This window comes from Arthrobacter sp. NPDC058127 (genome assembly GCF_042884555.1).
Taxonomy (GTDB): Bacteria; Actinomycetota; Actinomycetes; order Actinomycetales; family Micrococcaceae; genus Arthrobacter.
On record NZ_JBHVTT010000010.1, the window covers coordinates 1 to 16,726 of the forward strand.

17 protein-coding genes are annotated in these 16,726 nt (G+C 66.2%); 1 reads left to right on the forward strand and 16 read right to left on the reverse strand.

The window, feature by feature from the left end; translation table 11 throughout:
• From ACFVTG_RS14060 to ACFVTG_RS14075, 4 genes are all read right to left on the reverse strand, one after another.
• Positions 1-1,584, reverse strand: a 1,584-nt coding sequence (locus ACFVTG_RS14060) for a polysaccharide deacetylase family protein (RefSeq protein ID WP_390281347.1), incomplete at its 3' end; no start/stop codon positions are given.
• 208 nt (positions 1,585-1,792) lie between these two features.
• The gene (locus ACFVTG_RS14065; RefSeq protein ID WP_390281349.1) at positions 1,793-3,166 is read right to left on the reverse strand and encodes an NAD(P)(+) transhydrogenase (Re/Si-specific) subunit beta; all 1,374 of its coding nucleotides are present in this window, start codon (positions 3,164-3,166) and stop codon (positions 1,793-1,795) included.
• Positions 3,163-3,519 carry an NAD(P) transhydrogenase subunit alpha gene (locus tag ACFVTG_RS14070; protein WP_284751092.1) on the reverse strand — a complete coding sequence of 119 codons (357 nt, stop codon included), beginning with the start codon at positions 3,517-3,519 and terminating at the stop codon, positions 3,163-3,165. Before ACFVTG_RS14070 ends, ACFVTG_RS14065 begins: the two co-directional genes overlap by 4 nt.
• Positions 3,519-4,709, reverse strand: a complete 1,191-nt coding sequence (locus ACFVTG_RS14075) for a Re/Si-specific NAD(P)(+) transhydrogenase subunit alpha (protein ID WP_284751091.1) — start codon at positions 4,707-4,709, stop codon at positions 3,519-3,521. The genes ACFVTG_RS14070 and ACFVTG_RS14075 overlap by 1 nt, the downstream gene beginning before the upstream one ends.
• A gap of 209 nt (positions 4,710-4,918) precedes the next feature.
• Between ACFVTG_RS14075 and ACFVTG_RS14080 the strand changes: the two genes are divergently transcribed.
• The gene (locus ACFVTG_RS14080) at positions 4,919-5,530 is read left to right on the forward strand and encodes an NADPH-dependent FMN reductase (RefSeq protein WP_390281351.1); all 612 of its coding nucleotides are present in this window, start codon (positions 4,919-4,921) and stop codon (positions 5,528-5,530) included.
• Positions 5,531-5,536: 6 nt separating this feature from the next.
• On the opposite strand, the gene ACFVTG_RS14085 is transcribed toward ACFVTG_RS14080, so the two are convergent.
• The 12 genes from ACFVTG_RS14085 to ACFVTG_RS14140 form a co-directional block, all read right to left on the reverse strand.
• A complete protein-coding gene (locus ACFVTG_RS14085) occupies positions 5,537-6,076 on the reverse strand; it encodes a DinB family protein (protein ID WP_390281353.1) in 540 nt (179 codons plus the stop codon).
• A 55-nt stretch (positions 6,077-6,131) separates the two neighbouring features.
• Positions 6,132-6,956, reverse strand: a complete 825-nt coding sequence (locus tag ACFVTG_RS14090) for an IclR family transcriptional regulator C-terminal domain-containing protein (RefSeq protein ID WP_390281356.1) — start codon at positions 6,954-6,956, stop codon at positions 6,132-6,134.
• Positions 6,957-7,042: 86 nt separating this feature from the next.
• A complete protein-coding gene (locus ACFVTG_RS14095) occupies positions 7,043-7,714 on the reverse strand; it encodes a 3-oxoacid CoA-transferase subunit B (RefSeq protein WP_390281358.1) in 672 nt (223 codons plus the stop codon).
• Between the two features lies 1 nt (position 7,715).
• Positions 7,716-8,375: a 3-oxoacid CoA-transferase subunit A gene (locus tag ACFVTG_RS14100; RefSeq protein ID WP_234752852.1), complete on the reverse strand. Its 660-nt coding sequence runs from the start codon at positions 8,373-8,375 to the stop codon at positions 7,716-7,718.
• A 4-nt stretch (positions 8,376-8,379) separates the two neighbouring features.
• The gene (locus ACFVTG_RS14105) at positions 8,380-9,603 is read right to left on the reverse strand and encodes a thiolase family protein (RefSeq protein ID WP_390281361.1); all 1,224 of its coding nucleotides are present in this window, start codon (positions 9,601-9,603) and stop codon (positions 8,380-8,382) included.
• 82 nt (positions 9,604-9,685) lie between these two features.
• Positions 9,686-10,132: a 4-carboxymuconolactone decarboxylase gene (gene pcaC, locus ACFVTG_RS14110; protein WP_390281363.1), complete on the reverse strand. Its 447-nt coding sequence runs from the start codon at positions 10,130-10,132 to the stop codon at positions 9,686-9,688.
• A complete protein-coding gene (locus tag ACFVTG_RS14115) occupies positions 10,129-10,944 on the reverse strand; it encodes an alpha/beta fold hydrolase (protein ID WP_284751083.1) in 816 nt (271 codons plus the stop codon). Before ACFVTG_RS14115 ends, pcaC begins: the two co-directional genes overlap by 4 nt.
• Positions 10,937-12,361, reverse strand: a complete 1,425-nt coding sequence (locus ACFVTG_RS14120; protein WP_390281366.1) for a lyase family protein — start codon at positions 12,359-12,361, stop codon at positions 10,937-10,939. The genes ACFVTG_RS14115 and ACFVTG_RS14120 overlap by 8 nt, the downstream gene beginning before the upstream one ends.
• Positions 12,358-12,924, reverse strand: coding sequence for a protocatechuate 3,4-dioxygenase subunit alpha (gene pcaG / locus ACFVTG_RS14125; RefSeq protein WP_390281368.1), 567 nt, complete (start codon positions 12,922-12,924; stop codon positions 12,358-12,360). The genes ACFVTG_RS14120 and pcaG overlap by 4 nt, the downstream gene beginning before the upstream one ends.
• 3 nt (positions 12,925-12,927) lie before the next feature.
• Positions 12,928-13,800 carry a protocatechuate 3,4-dioxygenase subunit beta gene (pcaH, locus tag ACFVTG_RS14130; protein ID WP_390281565.1) on the reverse strand — a complete coding sequence of 291 codons (873 nt, stop codon included), beginning with the start codon at positions 13,798-13,800 and terminating at the stop codon, positions 12,928-12,930.
• Positions 13,801-13,854: 54 nt separating this feature from the next.
• Positions 13,855-15,792 carry a bifunctional sugar phosphate isomerase/epimerase/4-hydroxyphenylpyruvate dioxygenase family protein gene (locus ACFVTG_RS14135; RefSeq protein ID WP_390281370.1) on the reverse strand — a complete coding sequence of 646 codons (1,938 nt, stop codon included), beginning with the start codon at positions 15,790-15,792 and terminating at the stop codon, positions 13,855-13,857.
• A complete protein-coding gene (locus ACFVTG_RS14140) occupies positions 15,792-16,715 on the reverse strand; it encodes a shikimate dehydrogenase (RefSeq protein WP_390281372.1) in 924 nt (307 codons plus the stop codon). Before ACFVTG_RS14140 ends, ACFVTG_RS14135 begins: the two co-directional genes overlap by 1 nt.
• Positions 16,716-16,726 lie beyond the last annotated feature (11 nt).

Consider the following 16,726-nt stretch of genomic DNA (forward strand, 5'->3'; position numbering starts at 1 on the left):
CGTGACCGTGAAGGTGTAGGCCGTGCCGTTAGTCAATCCGGTGACGGTCGCCGTCGTCGAGGGCGGATTTCCGGTAACCGTCACCGGAGCCAGGGCCGTGGCCCCCGCATGCGGGGTCACGGCGTACGACGTGATCGCCGAGCCGCCGTTGGCCGGAGCCGTCCACGACACCACCGCGGAGGCGTTGCCCGCCGTCGCGGCCACACCGGCCGGAGCCGCAGGCGCCGTCGCGGTAGCCGGGCTGACGTCGATCATCGAGTAGTCGTCCGTGGTGATCGATCCGTTGGATTGGATGTTCAGTCCGTAGCTGATACCGGAGGCGCCTGCCGGGAGGGCCGGCGTGGTCCAAGTGATCTGGGTCCAGTTGCTACTTGCGTTGAACAGCGGGCTCGCGGTCCAGTACGTCCAGTACCCCGTTCCCGTTCGGTAGTAGACCTCGAATTGGGTGATGACATTGGATTTGTACCAAGCGCTGAGCTGATAGATATGGCCTGGCGTGCCCGTGGGTGAGCAGCCGCCAAGGTCCAGGGCCGGCAGGAGCTTCGCGTCACCGCTGACGTAGCCGCTCATGGTCAACCGTTCTGCGTTGTTGCCCGTGTGGCCAGGCGAGACCACTGAATAGCTGGGCGTGTTGGTCCCGTATCCACCCGCGGCCCAGCACAGCGGAATTCCGCTGGTAAGCGTTTCCAGGCTCGGGTTCTGGATCATGTTGGTCCCCTGCGCGGGCGGCGGTGGCACCGGCGGGCCGGAGACGAGGGGCTGGACCGCGCCACCAATTACTTGGTCAACGGTCTTGACGGCAACGCTGCCCGCCGTCTGTTGTTGCGCTAGCCAGGACGCGAATTGGTTGAACAAGGTGGGGCTGATGGTGAGCGTCGGATCGGTCCCGACTGCGATGTGGTGGAAGGTCAATTGAACCCAGCCACCCCCAGCTGCCTGGGCCCTGGTCACAGAATTTTCCAGGTTCTGCAGTGTCCAGGTGCTGTCCACTTCTTCGGGTGCCGCGGTGTCGTAGGGATTGGCTGGCGGGATGGTCTCCGCGGCCGGGAGCCCGGGATCGTCCTTGCTGTAGAGGTCCCCGAGCCCGCGTGCGCTGTTGAAACCGCAATTCTTGACGATGGTCTGCACGGCAGGGTCCAAAGAAGCGAAGGGATAGGCGAAACTTGTGACCTTGAAACCCATATTGGCCAGGGCCACCCTGCCGTTGCACACCTGGCGCGTTACTTCATCCGACGTCAAGGTGACCAAATCGGGGTGGGTGACCGTGTGCCCGGCAATCTCGTTGCCGTCCGCGTAGAGTTGCTGCAAGTTCGCCGACGTGAAATAGCTCGGCTGATCTATCCATCCGGAGGGGACGAAATACGTGCCGTGAAGCCCGAGGTTCTTCAGCGTGGCTGCGGCGGTCATTTGGTCGGCGTTGCCGTCATCGAAGGTCAGCGTGATGATGGTGTTTGCAGCCGCATGCGCCGGCAAAGCAAAACCGCTCAGGATTGCCAGGACCATGGCGGCACACGCACCAATGGCACCCCACCGGACCCCGAAGCGCCGCGGCACCTTCTGCTCCCGCGTCGAGAGTCTAGCCACTCCACTCACCGTCCATTCGAAGCCATGGCAACCGTCAAGGATGGGAGCATTCCTCCCTAGGCCTTCGGCCGATGATAGGGCGTTGAATCCGGCTGCGTCTTGAGTGAGCTCACTCGGCTGGACAGCAGCAGCGGCTCCCGATCCTGAGTGTGCTCACCCGATTGGGCAGCATGGAAGCAGACGGGCACCCTAGGGCTGGTTAACGAAATCAGAGCGCTTTGACTGCGCTCAACACCTTGGCCAGGGACTCCTTGGCGTCGCCGAACAGCAGCGTGGTCTGCGGTTCGTACATGAGTTCGTTCTCGATTCCCGCGAATCCAGGCCGCATGGAGCGCTTTAGGAAGACTACTTGGCGCGCGTCGGCCACTTCGAGGATGGGCATGCCGTAGATCGGCGAGCCAGCGGTGGTTTTCGCAGCTGGATTGACGACGTCGTTCGCGCCGACCACCAGCGCGACGTCGGCCGTCCGGAATTCCGAGTTGATCTCGCCCATTTCCTTGAGGGACTCATAGGGCACATTGGCTTCGGCGAGCAGGACATTCATGTGCCCCGGCATGCGCCCCGCCACCGGGTGGATCGCGAAATCCACGTCGATGCCCCTCGCCTCCAAGGCAAGGGCCAGTTCCGCCGCCGTGTGCTGCCCCTGGGCCACAGCGAGCCCATAACCAGGAACGATGATGACCCGCTGCGCGTAGCCAAGGAGCACGGCCACGTCCTCCGGGCTGGAGGAGCGGACGGGGCGGTCGCTCACCGCCGTCGACCCCGCCGTCGAGCCTCCCTTGAAGGCGCCGAAGAGGATACCCGCAACGCTGCGGCCCATGGCCGCAGCCATGGCGCGCGTGAGGATGGTGCCCGAGGCGCCCACCAACGTACCGGCCACCACCAAGAGCACATTGCCAAGCACCAGGCCGGAGGCGGCGACGGCCAGGCCCGTGAAGGCGTTCAGGAGTGAGATGACGATCGGCACGTCCGCGCCGCCTACCGGCAGCACCAGCAGAACGCCCGCCGCCAGTCCGAGCACCAGGAGCAGCAGCGCGAGCGCGAGGGAACCGCTGAAGACGACGGCGACGGCGGCACCCACCGCCGCGATCAGCACCGCTCCCATGAGGGTCGGCAGGCCGGGAAACACCACCGGACGGGTGGTCATGAGCTCCTGCAGTTTGGAGAACGTGATGGCGGAACCTGCGAACGAGACAGCCCCCACCAACAGGGTGAAGACAATGGCCACGCGCACCCAGTGGTCCTCCGAGTGCGCGAGTTCCAGGAGTGCCACAAGCGCCGCGGCACCACCGCCAACGCCATTGAACAGCGCCACGAGCTGCGGCATCTGGGTCATCTTGACCTGGCGTGCGACCGGTGCGGCCACGCCCGAACCGACCACCATTGCGCCCAGGATCCAGGGAACGTTGTCCATCTTGACCGAGAAGAAGACCGTGGCGACGGCGAGCGCCGCACCGAAGGCGCCCACCAGGTTGCCTCGCCGGGCGGTGCGGGGAGAGTTCAGTCCCTTGAGCGCGAGGATTAAGCACACGGCGGCAGCGAGGTAGAGGAGCGAGGTCCACACCGGATCGATGAGGGTCATCGCATGCCCTCCTTGGACCCTGATGCTCTGGACTCGGCCTTTATGGCGTCGGGCTTCCCGGCTGGCGGCGCTACGCGTTTACGGCCGCGGAACATCTCCAGCATGCGGTCGGTCACCACGAAGCCGCCCACCAGGTTGGCGGTGGCGAGGACGACGGCGAGCAACGCCACTGCGAGCACCCACGGGTCCGAGGCCTGCCCGGCAACGATGATGGCGCCCACCAGGATGATTCCGTGGATGGCGTTGGCCCCGGACATCAAGGGCGTGTGCAGCGTGCTTGAGACCTTGGAGACCACTTCGAAGCCCACGAAGACCGCCAAGACGGTGATGGTGAGCAGGGCGATGCCGTCCATCAGGAGACTCCTTCGTTGGCGGAGCTTATGGATTCCGCCGCCTCGGCCGAGAGTGCCGCAAGCGCCTCAGCCGTCGGGCCGTGCCGCACCTCGCCGTCGTGCGTCAGGCACGCGCCCGCCACCACTTCATCGCCGAAGTCCGGGACAACGGCTCCATCACAAGTCATGAGGGCAAGCAGGTTGGCGACGTTCTTCGCGTAGAGGCGTGAGGCGTCAGCCGGCATCGCAGAGGCGACATCCTTCATCCCCACCAAGGTGACCGTACCTTGGCCGTCAGCCGTCGGGATCTGGAGATCCATGCCGGGTACGGAGCCTTCCACGTTGCCGCCGGATTCGGCGGCGAGGTCGATGACCACCGAGCCTGGGCGCATGTGCTGAACCATTTCGCGGCTCACCAGGAGCGGGGCCCGCCGTCCGGGGACCGCCGCCGTCGTGATGAGCACGTCGGCCTGGGCCACGTGCGGCGCGAGCAGTTCGCGCTGCAAGGCACCGCGATCGGCGCTGAGCTCGCGGGCATAGCCGCCGGATGCCTCCGCCGTCTCCACGTCGAGCTTGATGAACGTGCCGCCCATCGAGGCGACCTCGTCCGCCGACGCCGGCCGGATGTCGTTGGCGGAGACGCGCGCGCCCAACCTCTTCGCGGTGCCGATGGCCTGCAGGCCCGCCACCCCGGCGCCCAGCACCAGCACGCGGGCCGGCGGAATGGTTCCGGCGGCGGTCATGTAGAGCGGGAAGAAGCGGGGCAGGCGCATCGCGGCCTCAAGCACGCAGCGATACCCGGCCACGAGGGCCTGGGAGGTGAGCGCATCCATGGATTGTGCGCGGGAAATGCGCGGCACCAGCTCAAGCGCAAAGGAGGTCACACCCGCTTCCGCGAGCGCGCGGACGGTGGGAAGTTCCGACGACGGCGAGGCCAGGCCCACGGTGACCGCGCCCCGGCGCAGCGCGGCCGCCGTCGTGGGTTCGAGGGGGCGAACGTGCGCGTACACGTCCAATCGGGCGAGATCCAAGGCGAGGACGATGAGGGCCCCTGCCTGGCGATAGTCGTCGTCGCTGTGGCCCGCAGCGGTTCCAGCACCGCTTTCGACGACGACTTCAAGACCGAGTCCGGCCAATTGCGTGACGGTCTCGGGCGTCGCGGCCACGCGCCTTTCACCGTCCAGGCGTTCCCGCGCTATGCCAAGCTTCACCTGCGCTCCCTTCCCGAAACCCCATTGCCCCGAGCCGTTGTTGGCTTGAGTCTAGGACGCGGAAGGCCCGGGCGGGAGTAGGCGCCCAACGCCGACCGGCCATTCCCATCTTCGAGCCGCTCTACTAAGCTCGCTGTGGGCTGGGAGCCTCCAGTTACCGCACCGTCGATGAGCCGGTTCCGGCCGCGCCGTCGGGAAGGAACATTGCCATGGCCACGTACAAGATCGGATACTTCGTCGGCAGCCTTTCAAGCCACTCCATCAACCGGGTCCTGTCCAAGGCGCTCATTAGCGTAGCGCCGGAGGAACTCGAATTCACCGAGATCCCCATCAAGGACCTGCCCCTCTACAGCTCCGACTACGACGCCGATTTCCCGCCCGCAGGCCGGGCGTTGAAAGACGCGATTGCGGCGTCGGACGGCATCCTTTTCGTCTCCCCCGAGTACAACCGCTCCATCCCCGGCGCCTTGAAGAACGCCATCGACTGGGGATCGCGGCCTTGGGGAACCAACTCCTTCGCGCGCAAGCCCACTGGCATCATCGGCACATCTCCGGGCAGCATCGGCACGGCGGTGATGCAGTCCTCCATGCGCAGCGTCCTGAGCTTCCTCGACGCACCGCAACTGAACGCCCCGGAGGCCTACATCAAGTTCGATCCGGCGTCCTACAACGAGGACGGATCCGTCCGGGACGAAGGAACCGCGGCCCTCTTGCGCCACTACATGGAGGAATTCAGCGCGTTCGTTCAACGCGTCCTGGCCGCCAACGCTCCCGGGCACATCGGCGACGAACACCCGGACGGCGCCAAGCTGACGCGGTAGCGGGGGCTACTCCCCGACAACCCCATCCACCGATTCCCGGAGGAGGTCGGCGTGGCCGTTGTGTCGCGCGTACTCCTCGATCATGTGGAGCACGATCCACCGCAGGCTGGGTGCCCGGCCATCGGACCAGGTGCGTGCGGCAAGCCGATCCAGGCCGCCGTCGTCCATTGCTTCAGCGACTAACAAGCGGGAGCGGGTCACCGTGTCCTGCCATAGCGCCCGGAGCTGCTCAGGTGAGTCCTCGGCGGCCGAGTGCCATTCCCAGTCCGGGTCGGCTTTCCAGTCCACGGCGTCCCAAGGAGGCTGGCGGTCCCAGCCGTGCAGGCATTGGGAAAACCAGTGCTCCTCAACATAGGCCATGTGCTTGAGCAGGCCGCCGAGGGTCATCGACGTCGGAGCCACGCTCGCTCCCAAGCCGGATGCGTCGAGCCCCGCGCACTTCCATGCCAAGGTGGCTCGTTGGTAATCCAGGAAGCCCAGCAGGGTTGCGGCCTCGTCGGCCGCGAGGGGAGGTTCCGGTCGTCCTTGCTCGTCCACGTCGGTCATGGGCCGTGAGCCTACGCGCTGCAACGCGCGGTGGCAACGCGCCGTCGCAACGAGGCTAGTGCTTCGCCGAAACGTCCTGCGATATCGCCCGGGCGGTTTCAACAATCTGCTCCTTGACCGATTCGAGGTAGGCCTCCGGGTCCGGTTGGGCAGCGACGTTTTGGGCTTGAAGCGAGACGTTGACCGCGGCAGCCACATGGCCAGCATTGTGGTTCCATACCGGCGCAGCGATGGACATGAGCCCGAGTTCCAGCTCCTGGTCCAGCAGGCACCAGCCCTGCCTGCGCACTCGGTTCAGCTCAGCCAGCAGTTCCTCGCGGGACGTGATGGTCCGCGGTGTCAGGGCCTCGAACTCCACCGAGGAAAGGTACTCGTCCAGCTTCTGCTGCGGCAGGCCGGCCAGAAGCACCCTACCCATGGACGTGGCGTAGGCGGGGAAGCGGGTGCCCACCGAGATGCCGACCGTCATGATCCGGCGAGTGGTCACGCGGGCCACATAGAAGATGTCCGCGCCATCCAGCACCGCGGCCGACGTCGACTCCCCCAGTTTCAGCGACAGCTCCTCAAGGTGCGGCTGCGCGAGCTGGGGCAAGGACAACGCCGACAAATACGAGTAGCCAAGCTGCAGCACCATGGCCGTGAGCGCGAAGGTCTTGCCGTCCGTGCGGACATAGCCCAGCTCCACCAGTGTGTGCAGGAACCGACGGGCCGTGGCACGCGTCAGGTTGGTGCGCGCCGCCACCTCGCTGAGCGTCATGACGGGGTTGGCCGCGTCGAAAGCACGGATCACGGACAAGCCGCGTGCCAGCGATTGCACGTACTGGTCACTCGCCTGGGGAGCACCGGCCTGAGGCGCTCCGGCTACTGCTGCATCGGTCATGGTTACCAATCTTATTGGCGCGAGCTGGCACCAGATTCCCTCAAAAGTCGATCCAAGGGGCATCTGCTGCCAGCTCGCGCTGCCCTTTAGACGCCAACGACGGCGCCCGCCGCCTTCAGAGGGACGGGCACCAGCGCTTGGAGTTCTTCGAAGGTGCAGCCAAACGTCTCACGCACGGTCACGCCGTCGGGCCCTATCAGGAAAACCGCTTTGTCCGTGTACACGCGCGTCACGCAGCCCACGCCGGTGAGCGGGTAGCTGCAGGTGTCCACAAGCTTGGACACGCCCTCACGGGTCAGGAGAGTCATCATGACGAACACGTCCTTCGCGCCGGTGGCCAGGTCCATCGCCCCGCCGACGGCCGGGATGGCGTCCGGGGCTCCGGTGTGCCAGTTAGCGAGGTCACCCGTGGCCGACACCTGGAAAGCGCCAAGGACGCAGATATCGAGATGGCCGCCGCGCATGATCGCGAAGGAATCGGCATGGTGGAAGTACGAAGCACCGGGGAGTTCGGTGACGGGGATCTTGCCGGCGTTGATGAGGTCGCCGTCGATCTCCTCGCCCTTGGCCTCCGGGCCCATACCGAGCATCCCGTTCTCCGTGTGGAGCGTGATGTTCTGCTCTTCCGTGAGGTAGTTGGAGACGAGCGTGGGCTGGCCGATGCCGAGGTTCACGAACGAGCCCGGGGCGATATCCCGCGCCACGAGGCGCGCGAGGTCGTCGCGGCCGAGGGGTGTTGTTGAGGTTTGGATGCTCATGTCAGGCCACCTTCACGATGCTGTTGACGTAGATTCCGGGGGTCACCACGTTCTCCGGGTCCAGGGCGCCGGTCGGGACGATCTCGGACACCTGGACGATGGTGTGCTTGGCTGCGGCGGCCATGATGGGGCCGAAATTCCGGGCGGTCTTGCGGTAGACGAGGTTGCCCTTGCCGTCGGCCTTGAGCGCCTTGATGAGCGCGACGTCGGCGTGGATGGGCGTCTCGAACACTTGCCATTTGCCGTCGAGGAAGCGCGTGTGCTTGCCTTCCGCGAGCATGGTGCCGTAGCCGGTGGGTGTGAAGAACCCGCCGATCCCCGCGCCAGCCGCCCGGATGCGCTCGGCCAGGTTTCCTTGCGGGACGAGTTCCAGTTCGATTTCCCCGGCCTTGTACTTAGCGTCGAAGTGCCAGGAATCGGACTGGCGCGGGAAGGAGCAGATCATCTTCCGGACCCGCCCTTCCTTGATGAGCAGTGCGAGGCCCTGGTCGCCCTGGCCCGCGTTGTTGTTCACCACGGTAAGGTCGGTGGCGCCGGAATCGAGCAACGCGTCGATGAGTTCGAACGGCTGGCCAGCGTTTCCGAAGCCGCCGATCATGACGGTGGAACCGTCTTTGATGCCGGCGACAGCCTCGCCAACAGTGTCAATGAATTTCAGCATGGCCCTAGGCTCCTTTTCCGGCTACGCCGGAGGTGACGTTCTCCAGCACCACGGCCAGGCCCTGCCCAACGCCGATGCAAATCGCCGCGACGCCCCAGCGCTCACCGGAAGCCTGCAGGCTGCGGGCCAAGGTCCCCAGGATGCGCGTGCCCGACGCGCCCAGCGGGTGGCCCATCGCGATCGCGCCGCCGTGCCGGTTCACGATGGACGGGTCGATTCCCCATGCGTCGATGCAGGCCAGGGACTGCGCGGCAAAAGCTTCGTTAAGTTCGACGGCGCCCACCTGCTCCCAGCCGATGCCCGCCTTCGCGAGTGCCTTGTTGGCGGCCTCCACCGGCGCGTAGCCGAAGAACTGGGGATCGTTTCCGTGCGCCCCGCGTCCGGCGATGCGGGCGAGCGGCTCGAGCCCCAGCAGCCCGGCGGCGCTTTCGCTGCCGATCCAAGCCGCGGACGCGCCGTCGGACAGCGGCGAAGCGTTGCCCGCGGTGACCGTTCCCCCTTCCGGGGCGCTGGCTTCGGGACGGAAAACGGTCTTGAGTCCGGCGAGCTTCTCCGCCGTCGAGCCCGCCCGGATGCCTTCGTCACGGACCAACTCGGTGCCCGGTACCGGGGTCACCAACTGGTCATAGAAGCCCTCGTCCCAGGCGGCTGCCGCGAGGTTGTGCGAGGCCGCGGCAAACTCGTCCTGCCGCTCCCGGGTGATCCCGTACTTCTCACGCAGCCGCTCGGTGGCCTCGCCCAGGGAGATGGTCCAGTCTTTCGGCATGGCCGGGTTGACCAGCCGCCAGCCCAGCGTGGTCGAAGCCAGGGTCATGTCCCCGGCAGGGTACGGCTTGGAGGTCTTGGGCAACACCCACGGAGCGCGGGACATCGACTCGGCCCCGCCCACGAGCATCAGCTCGGCGTCGCCGGCATTGATCTGGCGGGAGGCGATGATGGCGGCGTCCAGGGAGGAACCGCACAGGCGGTTGACCGTGGTGCCCGGAATCGACGTCGGGAGCCCGGCCAGGAGGGTGGCCATGCGGGCGACGTTCCGGTTCTCCTCGCCGGCGCCGTTGGCGTTGCCGAACACCACTTCGTCGATGCGCTCAACATCCAGGGCAGGGGCGCGCTTGACGGCTTCGCGCACCACGTGGGCAGCGAGGTCGTCCGGCCGGACCCCGGCAAGGCCCGAGCCGAATTTTCCAAAAGGTGTGCGCACGGCGTCGTACACATACGCCTGGTTCATGGGGTCTCCTCTAAGTTTCTGTAGTCCCAACTACCTCGCAGTTAATGTCGTTATGAGGGCTCAAAACGACATCTAATGCGAGTCAGTTGGGTGGGGTGGGGGATTCGGGGGTCTCGTCGAGTTCCGCGAAAACGCCTTGCGCGGTCTTGAATGCGGTGTTGGCGGAGGGGACTCCGCAGTAGATGGCGGTCTGCAGCAGGATTTCCTTGATTTCGTCCCTGCTCAGCCCGTTCGTGACGGCCGCGCGGATGTGCATGGCCAGTTCTTCCCAGTGCCCATGCGCCACCATCGCGGTGATGGTGACGGCGGAGCGCATCTGGCGGGTCAGGCCGGGACGGGTCCAGATGCCCCCCCAGGCGATGCGGGTGATCATGTCCTGGAAGTCTTCGGTGAATTCGTCCTTCTTGGCGTTGGCGCGGTCCACGTGCGCATCGCCGAGCACTTCGCGGCGGACCACCATCCCGGCGTCGTAGATTTCCTGCGAGCTAGCGTCGCGCTGAACGGCGCCTTGCGAAGGATCAGTGCTCATTTTCCGGCCTCCGTCATGAACGTCCGCATGAGGTCCGCGACGACGGCAGGCGCCTCCGCGGGCGCTAGGTGCCCGACGCCGTCGAGCGCTACGGCAACAGCGCTGCCGCCACCTGTGTTGAATCTGGAGTTGATGCCCGCGGCAATTTCTTCAGCGAACGACGGCGGTGCAACAGTGTCCTCGACACCCGCCAATGCTTGCGTGGGGACGGTGATGCTGCCGAGCTCGGAGCGGACATCGAAGCCGGCGAGGGCCTCGCAGCAGAAGGCGTAGCTGAAGCGGTCGGCGTCCCGCAGGGCATGCAGAAGGCGACTGCTGACCACGGGCTGGCGATCCATGAAACCGGGAGCGAACCATCGCTGCGCCGAACCCTGGATCATCACCGCGGTACCTTGTCCGCGAACGGTTTCAGCCCGTTCCAGCCACCCCTCGGGCGTACCGAGCTTCGCTCCGGAGCATTGCACGGACAGGGACTTGAGGCGTTCTCCGTGCTTGATGGCCAATTGCAGACCGGTGGCGCCGCCCAGGGAGTCCCCGGCGTAGTGGAACACGGCGCCGGGCGCGATCGAGTCCACCAAGTCAACCACCGCGTCGGCCAGTTCGGCGACGCTGAACGTTTCGGAGGCTGCGGGCGAGACGCCGTGACCGGGCAGGTCCCAGCCGATCACGTCGAACTCACCGCCGAGCAGCGCTGCCGTCTCGGTCCAGAGCACCGTGGACGTTCCGAGCGAGGGCCCCACCACCAGGAGCGGCTTCTCCCCCAGGGTGCGCTGCGGGGACAGCAACACCGCCTTGACGATGGGTTTAGCCACGATCGGCTCCCTTCGGATTGGTGTGTGCGAATTCGGGGTAAGCGGCGAGGATGCGGCGGCTGATCTCGGCTGCCTCGCCGACATAGTTCGCAGGATCCAGAAGTGCCTTCAGTTCCTCGTCGGACAGCTTGCCGGCCGGGACGGCCTCGCGGAGGAGCTTGGTGTAGATCCGGGCTTGCTCCGCTGCGGGTGCCTGCAGGGTCTCGTCGACGACGGCCTGCAGCTTGGCCTTCGCATCGCCCCTGTCCGCGCCGAGGAGCGGAGCAACGGAGGATGCGACGGCTTCGCTGAGGAGCAACGGCCCGGAGATTTCCAGGTTGCGGCGCATCGCCTCTGGGAAGACGCGGAGGCCTTCGGCGAGCTCGCGCAGCTGGGTGGCTGCGCCGAGTGTGAGCCGAAGCAAGCCCCGCAGGGCAGGCCACTCGCTGTGCCAGGCACCGTCCGGGCGTTCGTCGTTGAAGTTCGTGGCTGCGACGTGCAGCTGCGCGGCCAAGCCAGGAGCCTGGAGCGCCGCGCTGCGGATCAGCACGGACAGCACCGGATTCTGCTTTTGCGGCATGGCCGATGAGACGCCGCGGCCCGCGGCAAGGGGTTCACCCAGCTCGGCAACTTCGGGGCGGCTGAGGAACAGCAGATCCGAGGCGATCTTGCCAAAGGAGTCCGTGAGGGAAGCCAAGGCGTCGCCGAGTCCCGTGACGGCCAGCCGGTTCGTGTGCCATGGAGCCGGAACGGGAGCGAGGCCCAGTTTCCCGGCCAAGGCATCGGCCAGAATAAAGGGGCTCGACGACGAGCCCTCCGCGAGCACGGTACCGGCAGCCAGGGTCCCACTGGCGCCGCCGAACTGGACAGGGAACTCCAGGGCTTCGAGGCGACGGGCCGCGGCGGCCACTCCGTGAAACCATTGCGCCGCCTTGAGACCGAAGGTGAACGGAAGCGCATGCTGCGTCAGGCTCCTACCCACGCACAGCGTGTCCGCATGCTGTTCCGCAAGGCCGGCGAGCGCCGTCGTCGTGCCCTTTACCTCGGCGAGAAGGGCGGAAACCACGCGGTGCGCGAGCAGCATCAGGGCCGAATCCAGGACGTCCTGGCTGGTCAACGAGGTGTGCACGGCGGCAAGCGCGCTAGCGTCCAGCCCTTTGACCCTGCCCCGGAGATCGGCCAGCAGCGGAATGACCGGGTTGGCGCCACCTTGTGCGCGTTCGGCGATGGATGCGGCGTCGTAGGCCCAGGATTCCGCGGCCTCGGTGACGACGGCGGCAGAACCGGGGGGCGCGAAGCCGGCCTCTTCGAGCACGGATGCCCAGGCGGCCTCGACGTCGAGGATGGCCGCGATCACTGCACGGTCACCCGTCAGCGCCACCACGGCGGGCGACGCCGAAACCGGGCTGAGCAGCCCGAAATCGCCGTCGCCACTCACTGGGAGGCACCTTCGAAGTCGAGAAAAACGGTCTCGTTCTCGCCCTGGAGGCGCAGATCCCACGTGAGGCCACCATCCGCGTCGCGGCGCGCGATCAGGGTGCTGCGGCGCTCGGGATCGAGGGAGCTGAGCAGCGGATCGGCGGCGAGCGCTTCCTCGTTTTCCGGCAAGTAGATGCGGGTGAACAGGCGGTTCATGAGGCCACGCGCAAAAACGGCGACGGAAATGAACGGAGCCGCTCCCGGTTCAGTGGGGCCGGGGTTGACCGTGGTGAAGGTGTACACACCGGAGTTTCCTACCGCGGCGCGGCCCCAGCCGGTGAAGGTGTAGCCATCGCGGACAAGTGAGCCCGTGCGCTGGACCACGTTGCCTTCGGAGTCCGGCTGCCAGATCTCCAGGATGGCGTCCGGGATGGCTTCTCCGGCGCCGTCGTACACAGTGCCTTGCAGACGGATGCTTCCGGCGCTGCCCGGGGCGAGGAGCTCGTTGTCCTTATTAAAAGGGAGGGCGTAACCGTAGAACGGGCCAACGGTCTGGCCTGGTGTAGGTGTCAGCTTGCTCATGTTCTACTCCTCATCCCCGGCGTCGCCAAAGGCTTCGTTTTCGGTCCAGGTCCGCTTCGAGCCACTGAGGACGATGTCCCAGTTGTAGCCGAGGGCCCATTCGGGGCTCGTCAGCTCGTGGTCGTATTTGGCAACGAGGCGGTCGCGGGCGTCCTGGTCCACGATCGATTGGTAGATCGGGTCCAAGGGGAACAACTGGTCGCCCGGGAAGTACATCTGGGTGACGATGCGCTGCGTGAAATCCGTGCCGAACAGCGAGAAGTGGATGTGCGCAGGCCGCCAAGCGTTGAGGTGGTTCTTCCACGGGTAGGCGCCGGGCTTGATGGTGGTGAAGCGGTAGGAGCCGTCCGGTCCGGTGATGCAGCGTCCGACGCCGGTGAAGTCGGGGTCGAGCGGGGCGGGGTGCTGGTCGCGCTTGTGGATGTAGCGGCCGGCAGCGTTGGCCTGCCAGATCTCCACGAGCTGGCCGGCAACCGGGCGGCCGTCGCCGTCGAGCACTTTGCCTTGCACGATGATCCGCTCGCCCTGGGGTTCGCCGTTGTGCTGGATGGTGAGGTCCGATTCCAAGGCGTGCACGTCCTGGTGCCCGAACGCCGGCGAGTACAGCTCGATGGTCTCCGGGTCCGCGTGGTGCAGGCTCTTGGTGGGGTGGCGCAGGATGCTGCTGCGGTACGGCGCGAAGTCCAGTCGGGGCTGGGTCTCCGGCGCGGCGCCGTCCTTGAGCGCCCGGGCGTACGCTTCGCCGATGGCCTTGATCTCGGCGCTGAGATCCGCTTGGGTTTCGGCTGCGGCGTCCAACGGCGCGTGCCCGGCATGCGGTTCGGCCGCCGGTACGAGCTCGTCGTCTTGGTAGTGCCCGGCATTTGCGTCTAGCAGCACGGCCGGCTCCTTTCGGGTGGTTGCTTTCCTGGTTTCTGCTGGTGTTTCTGCTTAGCGATGCACGTGATGGGCGTGAAGCGAGTCGTATTGGACGGCGTGCCGCACGGGGGCGTTGGGGGCGCCGTAGCCGTCGTAGTTGCCGCGGCGTTCCACCATTTCGAAGAACACGCTGCCCACCGTGGCGGTATAGAAGTGGAGGAATTCACCGTTGGCGTCCCTGTCGTAGAGAAGGTTCAGTTCCTTGAGGGTGGCAAGGAAGGCAGGATCCAAGGCGAAGCGGGCATCCAGGTCCTCGTAGTAATTGGCCGGTATTTGGAGGAAGTCGAGTCCACGGGCATGAGCCGCCCGCGCCGTGGCCACGAGATCTTCCACCGCGAACGCGATGTGTTCCTGGTAGCTCTTGCGGGCGCCGTTGCCATGCTGGCCTGGTCCCTGCTGCCCGGGTTCCTGCTGAAGCACCGGAGCAAGGTTCAGCACCAGACGCACGGCGCGGTCAGACGTTTGCATGACCTGCGAGCGCACCAGGCCGCTGGGGCTCGGCACTTCGGCGAACGGCTGAGGTTCCAGCGCGAGGGCACTCGTGTAGAAGAGGACGGCTTCGTCGAAGTGCTGCCAGGGCTGGGCCAGGTTCACGTGGTCGATGACGGCTCGCGCTCCAGCGGCAGGATGCTCGAGGCCCTCGCCGAATTCGCGGGTCCAGGCGGCGGTGCCGTCGGGGCTGCCCTGACAGAGGAAGATCTCCGTCGAGTCCGGAGCGGCGATGCCTTGGAACACTTCCTCGTCCGCCTGCACCTTGCGCGGCACCACGGGGGCCTTGAGTTGCTGGGCGCGGGCCGAGGCAATCACGGGAGAGTCGACGTCGAACCCCAACGCCGCGATGGCGGGTTCACTGTGCGACGGCGCTTGTTCGTTGATGATGACGCGCGCGTGGCCCATCGACCATAACTGCACGTCCTTGGTGCGGTGCCGGCCGTCGAATTCGAAGCCGAGGTGGCCCAGAAGCGTCTCGAGCTGTGCAGGGTCATCGGTTTTGACTTCGGCGAAGTTGAATCCGCCCGGTTCAGCCACCTTGGGCAGCGTGGCCAGTTCCATGGGATAACGACGGCGGCCGGCAGCCTTGGCGAGCGAGTCACCGCTGGCATCTCCCGGCGTCGGGGACGTCGCGTTCGCGTCGAGCCACTTGGCGCTCTGTTCCTCAAGCCAGATCAGCGAGCGCATCGCGTCGACGGCAGTGCGGTCCACATCGGATTGGCGGAAGACGTCGTTGAAGACCTCCAGCGAGACCGGGCCGGAGTATCCCGCACGGGCCACGTGGCCCATGAACTTGGCCAGCTCGAACTGTCCTTCCCCCGGGAACACGCGATAGTGGCGGCTCCAGGACAAGACATCCATGGAGAGCTTCGGAGCGTCGGCCACCTGGACGAAGAAGATCTTTTCGGGCTTGATTGCCTCGATGGGTGCGGTGTCCCAGTCGCGGGAAAGGATGTGGAAGGAGTCCAGGCACGTGCCCAGGTTGGGGTGGTCCACGGTATCCACCAAACGGTGCGCGTGCTCGTAGTCGCTGACGTACTTGCCCCAGGCCAGGGCCTCGTACGCTACTTTGACGCCGTGGTCCCCGGCCAATTCCGCGAGGCGGGAGAGCTGCTCGGCCCGGAGATCGTCGTCGTCAATCGTGGCGGTTCCCACGTTGGTGCACACCAGGATGGTGTCCATGCCGAGGCGGGACATGAGCTTGAACTTGGCGTCCGCCCGGCGCAGGTTTTCCAGCAGGGTGTCTTCGGAGACGCTGTCGAAGTCGCGGAACGGTTGGTAGAGGTCCAGTCCGAGTCCAAGGTCCGCCGCCATTTTCCGCACGTCCTCAGGACTAAGCGGGGAGGTGACGAGGTCCTGCTCGAAGATCTCGATGCCGTCGAAGCCCGCGATCGCGCAGGCCTGCATCTTTTCCTTGAGCGTGCCGGAAAGGCAGACCGTGGCGATTCCCGTGCGCATCAGTGCCCCGCTCCGGCGAGTGCCTTGTCGGCCTTCGACTCTTCAGCCTTGGATTCTTCGGCGCTCACCAGCTCCAGGAAATGTGCCCGCATCCGTTCCGGATCGGCCTCTCGGCCGGTGAAGATGCGGAAAGCGTCGGCGGCCTGTCCCACGGCCATGCGACCGCCGTCGAGCACGCGGCAACCCTTGGCGCGGGCCTCAAGCACCAGCTGCGTTTCGATCGGCCGGTAGACGATGTCAGCCACCCAGTGGCGGGAGTCAACGAGGGACATGTCGAGTGGTAGGCCTGGATGTGCGGCCATGCCCACCGGCGTGCAGTGCACCAAACCGTCGGCCAGCGGCATGAGTTGCGGCAGCTCCGCCGTCGTGCGCGCCGTGACGGTGCTGCCCGGGAACAGCGCGGCGAGTTCCGCCGCCCGTTCGGCGCAGCGCGCCGGATCGACGTCCACAAGGTCCAGTGACTTGACCCCCGCGGAAAGGAGGGCGTATGCGACGGCGGAGCCGGCACCACCGGCGCCGAGCTGAACGACGCGCTGCAGTCCGGCGTCGGGGAGGCCGCTGGCCAGAGCTGAGCCGAAGCCGGAGAAGTCTGTGTTGTGGCCGATGAAGCGGCCGTCCTCGATCAGCACGGTGTTCACCGCACCGAGCCGCCGGGCGTCCTCGGAAACCTCGTCCAGGAACGGCAGCACCAGTTGCTTGCATGGATGCGTGATGTTGAGGCCGTTGTAGCCAAGCCTGGAAGCTGCGGTCAGCAGATCGCCGACGGCGGAGCCGGGCAGGGAGAGCTCCAGCAGGTCGATGGGCCGGTACAGGTAGCGCAGCCCCTGGACGTCGGCCTCCCTCTCATGCATGGGCGGCGTCAGCGAAGGCGATACGCCTTCGCCGATAAGGCCCACCAGGAAGGATTCGGCTCGGTTGCTCATGCTCATTGCTC

Bases quoted from the DNA above. Each gene is read 5' to 3' on its own strand.
- ACFVTG_RS14065 (WP_390281349.1), bottom strand. From the start codon at position 3,166: ATGACCCTCATCGATCCGGTGTGGACCTCGCTCCTCTACCTCGCTGCC.
- ACFVTG_RS14070 (WP_284751092.1), bottom strand. From the start codon at position 3,519: ATGGACGGCATCGCCCTGCTCACCATCACCGTCTTGGCGGTCTTCGTG.
- ACFVTG_RS14080 (WP_390281351.1), top strand. From the start codon at position 4,919: ATGGCCACGTACAAGATCGGATACTTCGTCGGCAGCCTTTCAAGCCAC.
- ACFVTG_RS14085 (WP_390281353.1), bottom strand. From the start codon at position 6,076: ATGACCGACGTGGACGAGCAAGGACGACCGGAACCTCCCCTCGCGGCC.
- ACFVTG_RS14090 (WP_390281356.1), bottom strand. From the start codon at position 6,956: ATGACCGATGCAGCAGTAGCCGGAGCGCCTCAGGCCGGTGCTCCCCAG.
- ACFVTG_RS14095 (WP_390281358.1), bottom strand. From the start codon at position 7,714: ATGAGCATCCAAACCTCAACAACACCCCTCGGCCGCGACGACCTCGCG.
- ACFVTG_RS14100 (WP_234752852.1), bottom strand. From the start codon at position 8,375: ATGCTGAAATTCATTGACACTGTTGGCGAGGCTGTCGCCGGCATCAAA.
- ACFVTG_RS14105 (WP_390281361.1), bottom strand. From the start codon at position 9,603: ATGAACCAGGCGTATGTGTACGACGCCGTGCGCACACCTTTTGGAAAA.
- pcaC (WP_390281363.1), bottom strand. From the start codon at position 10,132: ATGAGCACTGATCCTTCGCAAGGCGCCGTTCAGCGCGACGCTAGCTCG.
- pcaG (WP_390281368.1), bottom strand. From the start codon at position 12,924: ATGAGCAAGCTGACACCTACACCAGGCCAGACCGTTGGCCCGTTCTAC.
- ACFVTG_RS14135 (WP_390281370.1), bottom strand. From the start codon at position 15,792: ATGCGCACGGGAATCGCCACGGTCTGCCTTTCCGGCACGCTCAAGGAA.
- ACFVTG_RS14140 (WP_390281372.1), bottom strand. From the start codon at position 16,715: ATGAGCAACCGAGCCGAATCCTTCCTGGTGGGCCTTATCGGCGAAGGC.